This is a genomic window from Achromobacter sp. F4_2707 (assembly GCF_047501535.1).
In the GTDB taxonomy this organism is placed as follows: domain Bacteria; phylum Pseudomonadota; class Gammaproteobacteria; order Burkholderiales; family Burkholderiaceae_B; genus Yanghanlia.
Genome location: NZ_JAZDRJ010000009.1, coordinates 16728 through 33184 on the forward strand (window position 1 = coordinate 16728; position 16457 = coordinate 33184).

Sequence of the window (16457 nt, forward strand, 5' to 3'; positions counted from 1 at the left end):
TATTCGCACAACTTAGGGAATACTTGGCTGGTACGGCCCGCCCTGTTTGATGTAAAAAGTTGTAGCTGCTCAACGTGGCAGAACTTATTACAACAGGGTGGGGAGAACATGGCTCAGGGCAACTCGAACCGCGGACGTATCAATGCAAGCTGGTGGTCGCGCAGCAGCCTCGCGACCAAACTATTCATCGTTACATCTGTGGCGACTGTGCTGGTGATGGCCACCATCGCGGTCATCATGGGTTGGCAGAACATGCAAGTGGCGCGCCAGACCGTGCATCGGGAAATGGCAACCACCATAGAAGGGGTGGATCGCTCGTTGCAACTGGCCTATACCACGGCCCGCGAGCGTGCCACGCAGTTGATTCCCGTTCTGGAACGCGAGCTTGGCGGCATCCCCGAACTGGATGGCAGCGCCAGCGACTCCGGCGTGCCCTTGCTGATAGTCAACGACACCATTATCAATGGTGACATTGGCCATCTGCTACGCATGAACGAGAATACTGGAGCCGACCCGGCGGTGATCGTCAAAGCGCCCCAGGGTTGGGTACGGGTCGCTACCTTGCTGCGCGACGCAGAAGGAAGCATTCGGCTCGACAGCGTGGTCGAGCCCAACGATCTGCTGGCGCGCACGCTTGACTCGGGCCGACCCTACGGCGGCCTGGTTCAGCGCAACGGCCGCTGGTATGCCATGAGTATTCAGCCGCTTGCCGATGAGGCCGGGCAAGTGTACGGCGGTTTATCGGTGCGGGTCGATGTTCACCAGCAGGTGGTGGACGTCCTGAATCTGGTCACCCAAACCAAGGTGGCGGAATTCGGTTCGCTGGGGCTGATCGACCGCAGTCAACCAGGCCAGGAAAAGCTGGTAGCCGCCGGCGATGGTGCGACGCTGGGTCTGAGCGAATCTGCTGCCGCTGCCTTGCTCAAAAACTATTTCAGCGAGCCGGAAGGCTCGGCTCAGGTGACGCCTGCCGATGGTGAAACCCACTTGGTTGCGTGGAAACAGATCGAAAATTGGGGCTGGGTTCTGTACGGAGTGGGTGAAGAAGACCTCTTCATGGCGGCCAGTATGCGAGCGTTGATGGTGCAAATGGCAATGATGCTGGCAGGCACTTTGCTTATTTCTTTGTTGGTGGGCTCCCTGGCGGCGCGTACGCTGCGGCCCGTCCGCGACATCATGGAGCGCATGGAAAGGTTGGGCAATGGGGATCTCACCGCACAAGTTCCCGCAGTCCCGCCACGCAGCCGCAATGAAATCCACGTGCTGTACGAGTATCTTCGAGGCACGCAATCCAATTTGCAGCGTACCATAGGCACAGTGCGTTCCAGCGTTCAGGAAATCAATCTGGGCGCAGATGAGATCGCAGCCGGTAATACCGACCTTTCCAGCCGCACGGAACAACAGGCAGCATCGCTGCAACAAACAGCGGCCAGCATGGAGCAGCTGGCGGCGGTGGTTCGGCAGAACTCGGACAACGCTACCCAAGCCGATCAACTGGCTGCAGCAGCGTCCAGTGTGGCTGAGCAGGGCGGCAAGGCAGTGGATGATGTCGTGGAAAGTATGGGGCGAATTTCTGCCGGCTCAAACAAAATCAGTGAAATTGTCGGTGTGATTGATGGCATCGCTTTCCAGACCAACATCCTGGCGCTCAATGCTGCTGTCGAAGCGGCGCGTGCTGGAGAGCAGGGCAAGGGGTTTGCAGTCGTGGCTTCCGAAGTGCGGTCACTGGCGCAGCGCAGCGCTCAGGCGGCTCGTGAAATCAAGACGCTTATCGAAGCCTCCATCCAGGAAGTGCAAGAAGGGGAGCAACAGGTCGAGGCTGCAGGGGCAACCATGCGGGAGCTTCTTGCTTCGGTGGGGCGGGTCTCGCAGATCATGCACGACATTTCCAGCGCTTCGGGCGAGCAAACCAGTGGTATTGAGCAAATCAATACCGCCGTCATGCAAATGGACTCCGTCACTCAGCAGAATGCCGCCTTGGTTGAAGAAGCTGCGTCGGCGGCAGAATCGCTGCGCGAACAGGCTCGCCAGCTGTCGGAGGCCGTGGCGGTTTTCAGGTTGCCCGACACCTCGGCTCATCGGGTCATAGATATCACACACGCTGCCGATGGCGATGATGAAGCGCATGCAGCAGAAGCGCTGGCTTCAGATATTGCCCCTAGGGGCGCGGCTTTGCAGCTCGGCTGACCGCCGTGCCAAAGCCCAAACCTAGTGGTTTTTGGTGAGGTAAAGCGGAATAAACCGCGACATGCACAGCCTCAGCGGCCCGACATGTCGCGGTACCACCTCTCTCTGAGAGGGTTTAATAATATTGCGCGACGACCTGTTTAAAGGCTTCTTCCGCTGATTTTCCGGCTCGCATTAGTTGGCTGATTTCCCCCGCATATTGCGAAATATCTTCTGGGAGATCAGCGCGATTGGCGCGGTAATACGCGTATTTTTCTTGCTCGACCGTGTCGACCACAGGGGCGGGCGCTGCAACACGGCGTCGCGTGCTTGAGCTGCTACCGGCGGCGGAAGAGCGCGAGGCGGAGGTTTTGCGGGGGCTGCGTTTGCCTGCTATGGCATCGCGTACGGCGTCAAGCGAATAGACGGGCGACAGGGTTTCAGCGACGTTGCCTGCTTCATTCAGATGCAGCAGAAAGTGCTTGCCATCAAACCCCATTTTGCGTCCGCCCCTGCCAATGACATGGTAGACGGGGTGCTTGCTATGGCCGGGAAGTTCAAACTGAACCTGGTCTCCGTAGGATTCCATGCGTTCCATGACTTCTTTGAGATAATCGGCGGATAACGATTCAAGCGTGCCATTCCAGCGCTTTGTACGGGTAGTGCTCAAGATGGGTGTCCAACGTAAAACTTTGTGGGGGGATAAATTGTACGCCCATCAGTCTGCATGGATAAAGAAAATTTCGATGCTAATCATTCATAAAGGCTGTTTGTGGCCAACCTGACCGGCGCTCGGATGCTATTCTTTACTGTTTGATTGAGATTTTTCCCGAGGAGCGCATTAAACATGCAAGGCTGGAAACGCAGGGTGGTGTACGTCACGCTGTATGAAGGAATCGCCATTGTGCTGACTGGCGCCGTGCTGTTCTTGTTGGGGCATGGGCTCACGCATTCTCTGGTCGCTTCCGTTGGGGCGTCTGTGTTGGCTGTTCTGTGGAATCTGATTTTCAACGCCATGTTCGAGGCGTGGGAACGCCGTCAGACAGTGAAAGGTCGCAGCATCGCGCGGCGCATAGCCCATGCTATTGGTTTTGAAGGCGGCTTGGTGCTTTCCATTGTGCCTTTTTTTGCCTGGTGGCTGGAAGTCAGCCTTTGGCAGGCGTTTGTGATGGATCTGGGCTTTATTGTGTTCTTCCTGGTCTACACCTTTGTCTTCGCCTGGTGCTTTGACAAAGTGTTTGGTCTGCCTGCCTCAGCCATGCCTGCGCCTGTTACGCCGCAGGGCACGCCCGCACCCGTGTGTTCCGTCGGCCCATAGTTAAAGCGGTTGAATGATGTCTAGCTCTCACGAATCACGCCTGACTTCCGAGTTGCGCCGCCTATTATCCACTCGCCGTACGGCTGCCTTGGGCACATTGAGCGCCGATGGCCAGCCGTATGTTTCCATGACGCCGTACGCCATTGACACAAGGCAGGCTTGCTTGGTGATTCTAATTAGTGGGCTGGCGGCTCACACCCGGCATATCCGAGAACATCCCCAGGTGTCATTGTTGATCAGCGATGCGGAAGAGCAAGGGCAGCCTGTGCATGCTTTAGGCCGCCTCACCATAGAGGCGGATGCGCAGTTGGCAGAACCGGGTTCTGATGATGCCGGGGCGCTGGCACAAGCCTATTTGAAGCGCTTCCCCGAAGCGGAACAAATCGGCGCCTTGCCCGACTTCCGCTATGTGACACTGGCGCCGCGGGCGATTCGCCAAATCGCCGGGTTTGGCGCGGCGCGGGATGTCAGCCTGGAAGAATTCCAGCGCTTGTTGCAGCGAGTGGGTGGGTCAGGCGGTTGAACCTAGCACACTGGCCCGGTCAACCACTTGGGTTTCCACGTATTCCAGCATGCGGGTATCGAATAGTTTAAGAAATACACCCAGCGGGTTGCTGTCGGGGTAGGCCCAGCCTGCAAGGTTGGCGGCGATGGCACTGGCTTGCAAGAGTTCGTCTTCAGTCACCCACAATTCGTATTTTTTTAGCAATGCCTGAACGTCGGCAGGGCTGCGCACTGCAGGCAGAGTGAGATCGCGGTTAAGGCGATACACAAACACCCGTGGTGAGCCACTGCGGTTACGCAAAGCCTGGTTCTGAGCCAGTTCGAGGGTGGTGGTCAGCCAGAACGCATGGCGGCCTGTAACGGAGACTTCGTCGGCTTCGGCACGATCAGTACCGTGGTAAACCAGAGTGCCGGCGGGAAAGGTCAATTCGGACATGGTGGATGCCCCTTTTTTATTGAGAAATTATGGAAATAGGGTGCTCCCATTTTCTCTGAAAAAAATGGTTTAGTGAAGGAGGGTAACGCTGAAGGGGATAAAAGGCGCGTGCGCGGATGGCATGGCCACGCGCAGGTGACTGGTGCCGGCAAGAGGAGTCGAACCCCCGACCTTCGCATTACGAATGCGCTGCTCTACCAACTGAGCTATGCCGGCCCATTCTGGGAAGCCAGAATTATACACAGAATTTTATTTTCGAATGGAGTATTCCTGTTCTTGGCCAAGAGCGCGGTTTTTCGCCCCTTCTTGGTTGAGCTTGACGGCGGAGGGGAAGAGATCCCAGGCGGCGATGAACAGGGCGGCCGACAGCGGGCCGATGACAAAACCGTTCAGGCCGAACACGGCCAGCCCCCCCAGCGTGGAGACCAGGATGATCCAGTCAGGCAGCTTGGTGTCTTTGCCTACCAGTATCGGGCGCAGGATGTTGTCGATCAGGCCGATGACAAGCACACCGAACAAGGTAAGCACAATGCCTTGCAGGATTGCACCGCTCGCGAGGAAATAGATGGCGACGGGGGCCCAGATGAGGGCTGCACCGACAGCGGGCAGCAACGACAGCAATGTCATGACCACGCCCCAGAGCAAAGCGCCCTGTATCCCTAAAACCCAGAAGATCAGGCCACCCAGCGTGCCTTGGGTGATGGCGACAACGATATTGCCTTTCACCGTAGCGCGGATCACAGTGGCGAACTTGCGTATCAGGTGCTGCTTGTGTTCCTCGCTCAGTGGTATGACTTGCTTGCTGAGGCGAGCCAGGTCGGCGCCGTCGCGCAACAAGAAGAACAATACGTACAGCATGACGCCCAGCCCGATCAGCAGTTGAGCCGTGTTTTGCCCCAGACTCACCGCCTGGGTGGCAATGAACTTCCCGCCTGCCAGAGCACCTTGAGTCAGTTTTTCCTGAATGCTCATCATGTCGCCAATGCCCAGATAACTCAGCACGGTATGCACCGAAGGGGGCATGGCGTCAACAATCTGGGTGAAGTAGAGCCCTAGGTTGAGCTCACCCGAACTGATACGTTTATAGGAATTGGCAATCTCCTGAATTAGCGCACCGCTGATGATAATCATCGGAATAATGACGATCAGCAAGACGATCAGAAGCGTGACGACTGCGGCCAGGTTACTGCGGCCCTTGAACTTCAGACAGAGCCGCCTTTGAATGGGATGAAAAATCACTGCCAGCGTTGTGGCCCAGAATAGGGCGGCATAGTAGGGCAGCAAAATCCATATGAAACCCACGGTGACAAGCACCAGCATCACAATGAAGCTACGAAAGTACAAGCTCGAATTTCTCATTCGGCATCCGGCAATTAAGATAAAAGGGTTCCGGTGTCGGTCTGGCGCCTTGCGCAGCACGTGGCCGGGAGTGGAAATTCTATGCTGAATCGGGCGCTTGCGCTCGTTGCTTGGGGTCGCCAGGGGCCTGATTTCGGCACAGAAAGGCTCGTCCAGTCGAGAACCCATGCGTTATGATCGTGTTGGCGATGTTTCAAGAATCGATATTTTCTTACCTAAGTATCGATTACACGCTGGTTGCAGCGTACAACAAGAGCAAGGAGTACACGCATGACCACCTCTCCCGCCCAAGAGCCTCAATCCGATAAGCCTGCTGTGGGCCCGGATGGCATTCCAGCCCCTTCAGGTGAAACCAACCTGATCGATACCGATTATGTCGTGGGCCAAGACAATTTCTCCGGGAAACTATTCATCCAGCTGGATATCCACAGCAAAGTTTTTTTAATTTCATCGGGTGCGATTCTGCTGTTTGTGTTGTTGACACTCGCATTCCAAGACGAAGCGCTAGCGGTGTTTACTAGCATGCGTGGCTGGCTTACCAGCAATATGGCTGGCTTCCTGTTGCTGGCGGGGAACGTGTTTGTCGTATTTAGCCTGGCGTTGATTATTTCTCCATTAGGCAAGGTGCGACTCGGGGGCCCAGAAGCCGTACCTGATTACTCCTACACGGGCTGGTTTTCCATGCTGTTCGCAGCCGGCATGGGCATCGGGCTGATGTTTTATGGCGTGGCCGAGCCCATGTCACATTTCACTGCCTCGCAAGGAGGCGTGGTAGTAGGAGAGGACGGCGTGCGTACGGATTGGGCGCCTTTGAGTGGCGCTGCAGGCGATGCGCAAGCCGCGCTGAGCTTGGGCATGGCGGCCACCATCTTCCACTGGGGGCTGCACCCTTGGGCCATTTATGCCATTGTCTCCCTGGCATTGGCGCTATTTTCCTTCAACAAAGGCCTGCCGTTGAGCATGCGTTCGATTTTTTACCCGCTGCTGGGTGAAAGAGTCTGGGGCTGGCCCGGCCATATCGTCGATATTCTTGCTGTGTTTGCCACCATGTTCGGTTTGGTGACTTCCCTCGGTATCGGGGCACAGCAGGCCAGCGGCGGGCTTGAACTGTTATTCGGCATACCCGGTACTGACTTCAGCATGGTGTTGCTGATTATCGCCATCACCGCCGTTGCAATATGGTCTGTGGTGGCTGGCGTGGATAAGGGTGTACAGCAACTTTCCAAACTGAACATGTTCCTGGCCTTTTTGCTGCTGATCTTTGTCATTGTGATTGGGCCAACTCTGGGAATTTTGAAAGGGTTTTTCGGCAATCTATGGTCTTATGCCACCCATTTTCCTGCCTTATCCAACCCGTTTGGCCGCGAAGACCGTAATTTCGTGGAAGGCTGGACGGCGTTTTACTGGGCGTGGTGGATTAGTTGGTCGCCCTTCGTTGGCATGTTTATCGCGCGTATCAGCCGAGGCCGAACCGTACGGGAATTCCTGGTGGCGGTGTTACTCGTGCCGTCATTAGTGTCTGTGCTGTGGATGACTGCCTTCGGTGGTACTGCCATTCATCAGGTGATTGCTGAAAACTTCACCGGTGTACAGGAAGCGGCGTTAGAACTCCAACTTTTTGCCATGCTGGGGCAGTATCCTTTAGCGTCAATTTCATCGTTTGTCGGTGTTGTACTCGTGATTATGTTCTTCATCACGTCGTCCGACTCCGGCTCGTTGGTGATCGATACCATTACGGCAGGCGGGAAGATCAATGCTCCCGTCTCTCAGCGTGTGTTCTGGGCGGTGTTGGAAGGCGTCCTGGCGATTGCGCTCTTGCTGGGCGGTGGGCTGATTGCTTTGCAAGCGATGGCAGTATCCACGGGGCTACCGTTTACTGTGGTCTTGCTGGTGGGGTGTATCGCTATCGTCAAGGGCTTGCTCAGCGAACCGCGCTGATTCCTCGCGATGCGCTTCATGAAGCGGGCGGGTGTGGCAAAGGGGCTGCACCCGCCCGCTTTCTGTTCAAAGCCAGAGCGAGCCGACCGGCTGTTCGGGCGAGAAATGTGTGGCCACCTGTGCCTGCAGCAGTTCTGCGGTGGCTAGGGCGTCTGTTAGTGCGTGGTGGGCGGTGTAAGCGGGCAGGTTGTAGCGGCTGCGGCTGTCGGCCAGGCGGATAGAAAGCGGCTGCTTGCCGAATAAGCGCAGTAGCCAGGCGGGCTTGCGCCTGGGATGCAGCTTGGCTTCGATTTGCATGGTGTCCAGCAGCGGAAACTGCAGGCCTTCGCCCAGGCACTGCCGCACGGCCCTATCGAGAAAAGCACGTTCTATCGGGTGGTAGTGCACCACAGCGATTTTTCCGGCCAGCTTGCCCAGGAAGATTTCCAAGATTTCGTCAAAGCGGGGCGCCTGGAGGATATCGCTGTGGGTGATATGGTGGAAGGTGACAGATTCCGGCACCAGGTCGCCGCGTGGGCGAACCACCTGATGCCAGGCTTGGTCACTACGGATACGTGCCAGTGTCAGGGGGATCAGCCCCAGGCTGACGACAGCATGAGTGCGGGCATCCAAGCCTGTGGTTTCAACATCCAGAGCCATGAATTCGATGTCTTCCAGCGGCGTGTCGGCAGCCGGCCAATCGGCTTGATAAAAGCGTTTCAAGGCGGGGTGCCGTGCCTGGGAGGCCATGTTTTTCATGTAAGCCGCCCAATCGGTTTGTTTGTTCCTGACTTGCTTCATGTGCGCTTCTCGTTGGCGCCCAGAGGGTAACGGTAGCGCAAGAAGTTTTGCGCGTTACTGAGAATCTGGAAGGCGTCCTTCAGGCCATGGCGTTCGGTAGGCGAGACGTTCTCCGGCTCGATATAGTTATTGGGTTCCCGCCCTTCTTGAATATCCAGCGCCTGATGGCGGATGCGGGCCAAGCTGAGAAACTCCAGCGCGTAGCGCAGCTTCTGCAGAGATTCGGGCGGCATCAGGCGGGTCTTGGAAATGTCATCCAGCCGGTCGAACGAACTTTGTGCGGTGGAGCCGCAGGCCAGCGCATGCACCCGTATCAGGTCGGTCAGCGGTGCCGTGCCACGGCCTTTGATGTTGATGATATTGCGTTGGCGGCCGTCTGTTTCCATGACGAAAGTGCGGAAGAACCCCAGGGGCGGTGTGCGACTCAGGGCATTACGGGCCATCATGGCCAGAAAGCGTTTGTTGCCGCTGGCCTTTTCCGCAATCAGTTCCCGCAATTGCTGCACAAAATCAGATTGCCCACCCACGGCCTCAAGGTCAAAAAAAATGTTGCTATTGAGCAGCGTCTGGGCATTGGGCTGTTCAATCCATTCTGTGAAGGTTTTTTTCCAGACTGACAGAGGCTGGCGCCAGCGCGGGTTGGTCGCCATGATGTCGCCTTTGCAATAGGTGTAGCCACAGGCGGCCAGGCCGTCGCTGACAAACTTTGCCAACTTCAGGAAATATTCGTCGTGCTGTTCGGGGTTGAAGCTGTCATCCAAAACCAGTGCGTTGTCCTGATCGGTCACAATCAGCTGTTCTTCTCGCGCCATTGAACCCATCACCATGAAGCAGTAGGGCACAGGTGGCGGCCCGAATTCTTCCTCGGCAAGGTCCAGCAGTTGCAAAATAAAGCTGCGACCGATGCTGGACATGGCGCTGCCAATCATGTGTGCATTCGCCTCGTCCTCAACCATGCGAACAAAGGTAGCGCGTACATCGGGCACCAGGCTTTGCAGTGCGCTGATGGAGCGCCGCTTGAAAATATCGTTGACCAGGTACAGGCTGTTGCGTGATTGGTACTGCAAAACGTCGGCCAGATTAATGAGCCCCAAAGGACGGCGGCGGTTGAGTACCGGCAAGTGATGGATGTTGTGCCGCAACATGCACAGCACGGCTTCGAGCACGGAATCCGTGTGTTGCAAGGTGATGGGGTCGGGCGACATGATTTCGTACAGCGGGGTTTCGGGCGGCAACGCTTCCGATACCACTCGGGTGCGGAAATCCCGGTCGGTAATAATGCCTGTCACCCTAGGGTGGTTGTCTTCGGGTACGGTTCGGGTAATCAGCAGTGCCGAGACACTTTCTTCCGTCATCACGGCCGCGGCCCGGTGAATGCTGTTTTGCTCGTCCAGCATGACAGGCGGGCGGCTGATCAATTTATTCACCTTTACGTTCATCAACTCGTTGATACGCCCCTGGGGTTCGACGACCGCTTTCAGGCGCCCCGACCCTTCGGTATCGACGTAATCGGCGAAGTTGTCGCATGTGGCGCACAAATGCTCGAAAACATCTTCGGGTATAAAGTAGATGAGCGAGTCTTCCAGCGCTCGGGCGGGAAAACGTACCAATTTCTGCCGCCGCAAACTGGCTTGGCCGAAAATATCACCCTCGCTGAGCCGGTTGAATAGCTTTCCTGAGCGGAAGAAGATTTCTACCGCGCCACTGCGTATGTAATGCAGGTCGTGAATCGGTTCGCCGCTTTCCAGAATGGGGCTGCCGGCCTTGTAGTAGCGTACCTGCACTTGGCTGGCGACAGTATCCAGGACTTCGTCTGGAAGCTCGTCGAAAGGGGCGTGACGACTCAGGTGGTCGCGTATCTCTAGCTGTTCAATCTGCATGGTATGAAAAGGCTATGGCGTGCCCGGAAAAATAAGGGTACGGGTTCAATGTAGCTTTGCGCCGGGTAAAACACCAGCAAGGCCGTCGCGCAGCCCAACAACACGAACGAGGTCTGATTGCGGTTGGCGGGTGCGCGACTTGTCTGCTAAAAAAGCGCTGAGCACGCGTCTGTGTACCGGCGCATCAGATTCAAGATATGGTGCCGCAAGTATGCGGGATGGCGGTGGAGAGACTCCGGTTGTTACGATTGGAGTTCTGCACCGTCTGAATGTTCAAGGAGCTCTCATGAAGCGTTTATTGCTTGTTTCTGTAGTTGCACTCGCGGCCTGCCAGGCCGGGGCGCCTCCCACAAGTCGGCCCGAACCCGTGGCTCAAAATGTGCAGAACAGGGATGACCCTTGCGGTGCCAAGGCGTTTGAGCATTTAGTGGGTACACCGGGCGGCCAAGTGAACGATGCCATGTTCCCGGTTGGAACGCGCGTATTGCGCCCCGGCATGGTCATGACCATGGATTACCGTGGCGATCGCCTGAACGTGGTGATTGATGAATCGGGTCAGGTCGACAGAGTCTACTGCGGCTGAATGGCCTGAAATTGTATAGGCAACACAATGATTAATCGGGATTCTCTCTCGGATGGCGCATTCCTGAACAGCTTTAAGGAAGCCCTGGGTGACGAATGGTGGTCGGAAGAACGTATCGAAGCGTCCATGCAGGACATGCTGGCCCGACGCCCGCCCAATCAGCCGGTGTGGGTGTTTGCCTATGGCTCCCTAATCTGGAACCCGGTCTTTCATTTTGTGGAAAGCCAGCCGGGTAGGTTGCCAGGGTGGCGTCGCAGTTTTTGCATCCGCTTGCGTGCCGGGCGCGGCAGCCCTGAGCATCCTGGGCGCATGATGTCACTGGTGGCAGGCGGCCATACTGACGGCTTGGCTCTGCGTCTGGATGAATACACGCTGGAACCTGAGCTGAGAATGGTTTGGCGGCGTGAAATGGTGGGAGGCGCTTACCAGCCGGCCTGGGCGCCTGTCCAACTGGAAGATGGGCGCTGCGTAGAAGCCATTATTTTTACAGCCAACCCAGACAGCCCCATGCACGAAACGGACGACAGCGTGGAAACCGTGGCGCCACTGATTGCCACCGCTCATGGTGTGTTGGGGAGTAACCGCGAATACGTGCGGCTGCTTGATGCCGCTTTAAAGCATTACGACATTCATGACGATTACATCCAGGCTTTGGCGCAGCGGCTGGAACAATTGGCCCCGCAGGCTGACCGTACTCAGGTTGGCAGTAAAACTCGGGTAAATACAGCCGGGGCTTAAAGTCAAAATTCTTGATTTTCTGAGGGCAAAAGCCTATAGTAACTTCAGTGATTTAAGTCACTGGAGGCCATGATGTCCATGAAAATCGGCGAGCTGGCCCGGCGTACCGACACCAGGGTGGAAACCATCCGGTACTACGAGAAAGAAGGTTTACTGCCACAGCCAGCCCGCAGCGCAAGCAACTACCGTCTGTATGGTGACGCTCACGTTGAAAGGCTGCGATTCATCCGGCATTGCCGCACGCTGGACATGGCGCTTGATGAAGTGCGCACTCTGCTGCACTATCGCGATACGCCGATGGATGACTGCGGTGATGTCAACGGCTTGCTCGATGAACATATTCAGGCGGTCGAAGCCCGCATTCAAGAACTCAACCACCTGAAGCAGCATCTGGTGACGTTGCGCGAGAAGTGCACCGAGGTGGCGCCTACCACTGCGTGTGGCATTCTCGGAGCGTTAGCCGACCATTCTTGTCATTCCTGATATATACAATGTATAAACAACAAAGGCGCTCCCGTTTGTAGGAGCGCCCTTGCTTTTATGTCGCCAGAGAAAGATCAGGCAATTTTCTCGATTCGGGCAGGCAAGGCCTGACGAACCGCTGCGCCGGATACCCAATCTACCCAGATATTGTCTTTTTCCGGGCGGGTGGGGTCGGCAAAGCCTAGGTTGTTCAGGTTCACGCCATTGCCATGCTGCGGGTTGTGCGGTGTGGCTTGGCCGTCGATGTATTGTGGCACGGCGCCCAGCTTTTTATGGCCATAGCCATGCTCGATGGCAATCGCGCCTTGCCTGATGCCGCTACGCACCAAGGCCACGCCTTCCACTGAACCGCCCGGCGTGCTGACCCGGATACGATCTCCATTCGTGATGCCCAGGGCCTGTGCATCGTTCTTGTTGACCGAAATCGGGTTGTGCGGGTGAACCTGCCGCAAGCGGCTGGCGGCAATCGACATAGAACTCATCAAATTGGATTTATACGAGCTCATGGTCAGCGGCCAGTCTTTTTCGGGGAAGTGATCGCGCATGGGGCTGCCATCAGCAAAGCGGGTGGGGTGCCAGGTGGGGCAACCCGTCAAACGCTCTCCCGTCATGGAATGGCGCATAGCCGCCACGTTCTCGTTCCAGATATTGATGGGGTGGCTGGGTTTCTTCTTGATGCGATCGCCGTCCCAGGCATCTTCGATACGATCGAAACGCCCGCCGCGGCTCATGACCATGGCGACCCGGCGCACTTCTTCGGGTTTGAGGCGTTCGGTAATGGCAGGCATCCAGCGCGTCAGGCCGGTAATGGCGATGTCATCGTCTGAGGCTTCGCCCACCGGTTTGCCCGCCTGATAAGCGATATTACAGGCGGCCCGCACGTAGAAATCTTCCGCGCTTTCGAGGTCGAGCGGCTCACCGTCGCGAGTGGACATCGCGTTTTTGCCAAAACCCGGCAGGCCAATTTTCTTGGCAATGGCAAACAACAGCGTTTCAAAGCTGATATGGCGTCCCTCTGCGGTGCGTGCGGTAGCGGGCTCTACGGCGGGCCAGCGTACCGTAGAGCTTCTGGCCACGACGTCGGCCCAAGGTGCGCCAATGCCCCAGCTTTCGTATGTCACGGTGTCGGGCACGATGTAATCCGCCAGTGCCGATGTTTCGTTGATGAAGGGGTCAACAGAAATGAACAGGGGCAGCTTGGACGGATCTTTAAGGTTTTCGGCCAGTGTGTTCTCAAACCCGCACATGGCGTAGATGGGGTTACTCATGTGGTTAATCCACGCCTTCAGCGGGTAGGGGTAACCCAACAGCCCGGCCGCCAGCATCTCGCTGCTCAGCCCGCCAACCGCAGGGTACCAAGGCGCACGGGCAGGGTAGGGGTTCTCACCGGCTTCTTTTTTCCGCTTGAATTCGCTGGTGCGCTCGTAGGGGAAGCGATTACGCGACAGGGCAACGCCTCGCGCTTTGACCGCGCCCTTAAATTGGGCGAAGTTGTAGCGCGGCCCAGGGCCGAACGGGCCGAATGGGCCGGCATCCATGACCCAGCCGCCTTTGACGTTCAAGTTACCCACCAGATTGTTAAGCGTAGCAATCGCAAACGTAGTGTAGAAGCCAGCGCCACTCATGGTGCCGCCGTGTGAATTGGCGACTGCCTGCTTGCCATAGCTGGTGAATTCCCGCGCCAGACCTTCGATTTCTTCAACCGGCACACCGCATTCGGCGGAATATTCTTCCAATGTCATGCGCTGGGCTTCTTCGCGCAGCTTGGTGAGGGATGTGCAAACGCTGAGCGGTTGGCCCGCGCCACCGTCTTTGCCAACCGAGTCTACGTGGCGGGAAACAAATAGCTCTGCCGGCTGGGCACTGGTATGAGGCGCCAGGGTGCCGTCGGCCAGTTGCACAACATAAACGTCTTGGGCCGGCGTTTTCTCGTCCTTGGGTTCGGGCAAGGGCCAGCCCAGGTCCGCGCCGCGCAGGAAGGATCCGTAACGGGGGTGATCGGGGTCGTTGATGAGCAGATGAGTGGCATTGCTCCACCATGCTTCACCCGCAGCTTCCATGGCAGCCGGGCCGGGCTGAGCGAGGAAACGGGCGTCGTAACGCTCGTTTTCCAGAATCCAGCGGATCATGCCCATGACCAGAGCCAGATCGGTACCGGGTTTAATAGGCAGCCAGCGGTTGTTATCGCCCGAAGCATGGCTGGAAGACATGGGAAGCAGCGGGGAAACCACCACATACTTGTAGGTGTTTTCCTTGCGTGAACGGGCGTCTGCCAGTTCGCGGCCCATGCGCTGGAAAGGGTTGCCGGACTGCGCGGGGGCGGTGCCGATAAACAGGCCGAAGCGCGAGTTCGCCCAGTCGGGCTTGCCGTGGGGCATGGTCACTAGGTCGCCCAGCGCCGCCCCCGTTCCTACACGGTAGGATTGCCCGCAGTAAGAACCGTGATTGCTGACGTTGACGGTGCCAAACGCTTGCCGGGCAAACCGGTTGATCAGCGGTGTGCGGCCCTCGTTGGCCGAATCGGTCATCATCAGTTGATTGGACTTCGGGCCGAATTCGGGGTTATCCGGGTCGATCAGGGTATCAACATCTCGGATGGCACGCAGGCCGTCAACATGGCCTTCTCCAAAGAGATCACCGCCTTCGCAGATTTCTTCAATCAGTTGTTCGAAGGAAATGGTTTCCCACTGACCTGAGCCGCGCGGGCCGACCCGCTTCAGCGGTTGCAGCACGCGGTGCGGCGCGGTCTGGTGTTCCAGCATGGCTGAACCACGCGCACAGGACGTGGCGCGGCCTTCCAGGCCGTTATCGCCGCCCAGCATGGCGTAGACTTCGCGCACCGGGGTATCCATGGGCGCATGGTTGGTGGTTGCCAGCGGGTGATACGGGTTGCCGGCAATACGAATAATGCGATTGCTTTCCGTGTCGATGCGCAGCCGCACGCCACATTGCGTCCAACAGCCCAGGCAACTGGACGGGCTGACCACTTGGCCAGGGTGAGTGTCTAACAGGCCGGTGACAGGGTCGATGCGGAATTCCGGCTGTAAAGAATTGCCACGCACCGCGTCGGCCGTGGGTTCGCCGGCGGTGCCAGTGAGCAGGCCCTTGGCGCCGCGGGCGATGGTCTCGCCATAGCCCGCAACAAATGCCGCAGAACCCCCTGCGATCAGCCCGCCGCGCAGCACATTACGGCGTAGGGTATTGGGAGCGGAAGGTTTCTTTTGATCAGTCATGGCAACACTCGTTCGTTGTATGCACGTTCTTTGTACTCAAGCGCCCACAGCACAGCGGTGAGCACCGCTACGCACAGGCCGAAGACACCGATGATGCCCATCAGGCCATCGCCACCCAGGGGGATGGAGTAAACGTAAAGGCCGGCTCCGTACTTGGGTACGCCTTGCACACCCATGAACAGCGCCCAGCGGAAGCCCCAGGCGGCGGCGCAGGCTGCTATGCCAAGCGACACCATCATGAGACGGGAGTCCAGCCACCAGCCCGGACGCAGCCACAAGGCCAGCACGACCCCACCCAAAAGTACTGACAGCCAGATGCTGAGACGCCAGATGGGGTAGTTGATATAAAGCTCCAGGGCTTGCAGGAAGGACGGGGTCTGCATCACATGGCCACTTGCCACCCATACGGCGGCTACCGCAAGCAAGGCCAGGCTTAGAAACAGCCCCAGCTTACCCAGCCAGGCTCGCACGGCAATGTCACGGCCGGCGGGTACCCAGAGTGTGAGCAGCAGGCTGGCTCCTACAGCGGCTAGCCAGGCGGTCAGTGTCAGGTTCACAGGCACCCAGGGGTTGTTCCACAGCGGGCGGGCGCGCACCACTGCAATCTCCGACCCGGTATAGACAATGATGGAGGCGGCGGAAAACAACAGGGGGATGGCCAGAATACGCATCCAGCGCTTCGAACCGAACCACCAGGCCACGCATAGCCCCAGTGACAGCGTGACAAATATCGGCAAAAGAATCGCACCCATGGACATCCAGGACCACGGCGTCAGATGGGCGTAAAAGTGCCAGAAACGGGCCGGCTGGTGCAAGTCGGCCAGCAGCGAAACGGGTGCTGTCGCCGCAGTGACGAACAGCAGCACAATGGCCAGAGGCAGGGCTTTTGCAACGGCACTATCCGGCTTGGACCACACGCCCCAGGCCGCCATAATGGCCGCACCGGTAGCCATGCCCACCAGAAAGAAATACTGCACCGCCCAGGGCAACCAGGCGGCATCGTAATGCGGGGTCAGTAGTTCAATGATCTGCATGATCA

At 57.5% G+C, this 16457-nt stretch carries 14 protein-coding genes and 1 tRNA gene; 7 read left to right on the forward strand and 8 right to left on the reverse strand.

Annotation, left to right across the window (positions count from 1 at the left end; translation table 11 throughout):
* Positions 1-108: 108 nt before the first annotated feature.
* Positions 109-2187 carry a methyl-accepting chemotaxis protein gene (locus tag VRY85_RS09925; protein WP_414598436.1) on the forward strand — a complete coding sequence of 693 codons (2079 nt, stop codon included), beginning with the start codon at positions 109-111 and terminating at the stop codon, positions 2185-2187.
* A gap of 115 nt (positions 2188-2302) precedes the next feature.
* Here VRY85_RS09925 and VRY85_RS09930 read toward each other — a convergent pair whose 3' ends face one another.
* Positions 2303-2836 carry a hypothetical protein gene (locus tag VRY85_RS09930; protein WP_414598437.1) on the reverse strand — a complete coding sequence of 178 codons (534 nt, stop codon included), beginning with the start codon at positions 2834-2836 and terminating at the stop codon, positions 2303-2305.
* 177 nt (positions 2837-3013) lie between these two features.
* Between VRY85_RS09930 and VRY85_RS09935 the strand changes: the two genes are divergently transcribed.
* Complete coding sequence (locus tag VRY85_RS09935; protein WP_414598438.1) at positions 3014-3484, forward strand: PACE efflux transporter; 471 nt, start codon at positions 3014-3016, stop codon at positions 3482-3484.
* 13 nt (positions 3485-3497) lie between these two features.
* Positions 3498-4007, forward strand: a complete 510-nt coding sequence (locus VRY85_RS09940) for a HugZ family protein (RefSeq protein WP_414598439.1) — start codon at positions 3498-3500, stop codon at positions 4005-4007.
* Here the strand turns inward: VRY85_RS09940 and VRY85_RS09945 are convergent.
* The 3 genes from VRY85_RS09945 to VRY85_RS09955 all read right to left on the reverse strand — a co-directional run bounded on the left by VRY85_RS09945 (position 3996) and on the right by VRY85_RS09955 (position 5783).
* Complete coding sequence (locus VRY85_RS09945) at positions 3996-4424, reverse strand: hypothetical protein (protein ID WP_414598440.1); 429 nt, start codon at positions 4422-4424, stop codon at positions 3996-3998. The two genes, VRY85_RS09940 and VRY85_RS09945, sit on opposite strands and share 12 nt — an antisense overlap.
* Before the next feature lie 140 nt (positions 4425-4564).
* Positions 4565-4640, reverse strand: a tRNA-Thr gene (locus VRY85_RS09950).
* 33 nt (positions 4641-4673) lie between these two features.
* Positions 4674-5783, reverse strand: coding sequence for an AI-2E family transporter (locus tag VRY85_RS09955; RefSeq protein ID WP_414598441.1), 1110 nt, complete (start codon positions 5781-5783; stop codon positions 4674-4676).
* 270 nt (positions 5784-6053) lie between these two features.
* Here VRY85_RS09955 and VRY85_RS09960 point away from each other — a divergent pair, with 270 nt between their 5' ends.
* Positions 6054-7721 carry a BCCT family transporter gene (locus tag VRY85_RS09960; protein WP_414598442.1) on the forward strand — a complete coding sequence of 556 codons (1668 nt, stop codon included), beginning with the start codon at positions 6054-6056 and terminating at the stop codon, positions 7719-7721.
* A 66-nt stretch (positions 7722-7787) separates the two neighbouring features.
* Here the strand turns inward: VRY85_RS09960 and VRY85_RS09965 are convergent, their stop codons facing one another.
* Both VRY85_RS09965 and VRY85_RS09970 read right to left on the reverse strand, forming a co-directional pair.
* Positions 7788-8501 carry a 3'-5' exonuclease gene (locus VRY85_RS09965; protein WP_414598443.1) on the reverse strand — a complete coding sequence of 238 codons (714 nt, stop codon included), beginning with the start codon at positions 8499-8501 and terminating at the stop codon, positions 7788-7790.
* Positions 8498-10381: a DUF294 nucleotidyltransferase-like domain-containing protein gene (locus VRY85_RS09970; RefSeq protein WP_414598444.1), complete on the reverse strand. Its 1884-nt coding sequence runs from the start codon at positions 10379-10381 to the stop codon at positions 8498-8500. The genes VRY85_RS09965 and VRY85_RS09970 overlap by 4 nt, the downstream gene beginning before the upstream one ends.
* A 286-nt stretch (positions 10382-10667) precedes the next feature.
* Between VRY85_RS09970 and VRY85_RS09975 the strand changes: the two genes are divergently transcribed.
* The 3 genes from VRY85_RS09975 to cadR all read left to right on the forward strand — a co-directional run bounded on the left by VRY85_RS09975 (position 10668) and on the right by cadR (position 12185).
* Positions 10668-10964 carry an I78 family peptidase inhibitor gene (locus tag VRY85_RS09975; RefSeq protein WP_414598445.1) on the forward strand — a complete coding sequence of 99 codons (297 nt, stop codon included), beginning with the start codon at positions 10668-10670 and terminating at the stop codon, positions 10962-10964.
* Between the two features lie 27 nt (positions 10965-10991).
* Positions 10992-11702: a gamma-glutamylcyclotransferase gene (locus tag VRY85_RS09980; RefSeq protein WP_414598446.1), complete on the forward strand. Its 711-nt coding sequence runs from the start codon at positions 10992-10994 to the stop codon at positions 11700-11702.
* A gap of 72 nt (positions 11703-11774) precedes the next feature.
* Complete coding sequence (gene cadR / locus VRY85_RS09985; RefSeq protein ID WP_414598570.1) at positions 11775-12185, forward strand: Cd(II)/Pb(II)-responsive transcriptional regulator; 411 nt, start codon at positions 11775-11777, stop codon at positions 12183-12185.
* Between the two features lie 74 nt (positions 12186-12259).
* Here cadR and VRY85_RS09990 read toward each other — a convergent pair whose 3' ends face one another.
* Positions 12260-15418, reverse strand: a complete 3159-nt coding sequence (locus tag VRY85_RS09990) for a tetrathionate reductase subunit A (RefSeq protein ID WP_414598447.1) — start codon at positions 15416-15418, stop codon at positions 12260-12262.
* Positions 15415-16452, reverse strand: a complete 1038-nt coding sequence (gene nrfD, locus VRY85_RS09995; RefSeq protein WP_414598448.1) for an NrfD/PsrC family molybdoenzyme membrane anchor subunit — start codon at positions 16450-16452, stop codon at positions 15415-15417. The genes VRY85_RS09990 and nrfD overlap by 4 nt, the downstream gene beginning before the upstream one ends.
* Positions 16453-16457: the final 5 nt, after the last annotated feature.

Coding starts and splice junctions, on each gene's coding strand:
- nrfD (WP_414598448.1), bottom strand. CDS start 16,452: ATGCAGATCATTGAACTACTGACCCCGCATTACGATGCCGCCTGGTTG.
- cadR (WP_414598570.1), top strand. CDS start 11,775: ATGTCCATGAAAATCGGCGAGCTGGCCCGGCGTACCGACACCAGGGTG.
- VRY85_RS09945 (WP_414598440.1), bottom strand. CDS start 4,424: ATGTCCGAATTGACCTTTCCCGCCGGCACTCTGGTTTACCACGGTACT.
- VRY85_RS09955 (WP_414598441.1), bottom strand. CDS start 5,783: ATGAGAAATTCGAGCTTGTACTTTCGTAGCTTCATTGTGATGCTGGTG.
- VRY85_RS09980 (WP_414598446.1), top strand. CDS start 10,992: ATGATTAATCGGGATTCTCTCTCGGATGGCGCATTCCTGAACAGCTTT.
- VRY85_RS09940 (WP_414598439.1), top strand. CDS start 3,498: ATGATGTCTAGCTCTCACGAATCACGCCTGACTTCCGAGTTGCGCCGC.
- VRY85_RS09960 (WP_414598442.1), top strand. CDS start 6,054: ATGACCACCTCTCCCGCCCAAGAGCCTCAATCCGATAAGCCTGCTGTG.
- VRY85_RS09970 (WP_414598444.1), bottom strand. CDS start 10,381: ATGCAGATTGAACAGCTAGAGATACGCGACCACCTGAGTCGTCACGCC.
- VRY85_RS09935 (WP_414598438.1), top strand. CDS start 3,014: ATGCAAGGCTGGAAACGCAGGGTGGTGTACGTCACGCTGTATGAAGGA.
- VRY85_RS09990 (WP_414598447.1), bottom strand. CDS start 15,418: ATGACTGATCAAAAGAAACCTTCCGCTCCCAATACCCTACGCCGTAAT.
- VRY85_RS09925 (WP_414598436.1), top strand. CDS start 109: ATGGCTCAGGGCAACTCGAACCGCGGACGTATCAATGCAAGCTGGTGG.
- VRY85_RS09965 (WP_414598443.1), bottom strand. CDS start 8,501: ATGAAGCAAGTCAGGAACAAACAAACCGATTGGGCGGCTTACATGAAA.
- VRY85_RS09975 (WP_414598445.1), top strand. CDS start 10,668: ATGAAGCGTTTATTGCTTGTTTCTGTAGTTGCACTCGCGGCCTGCCAG.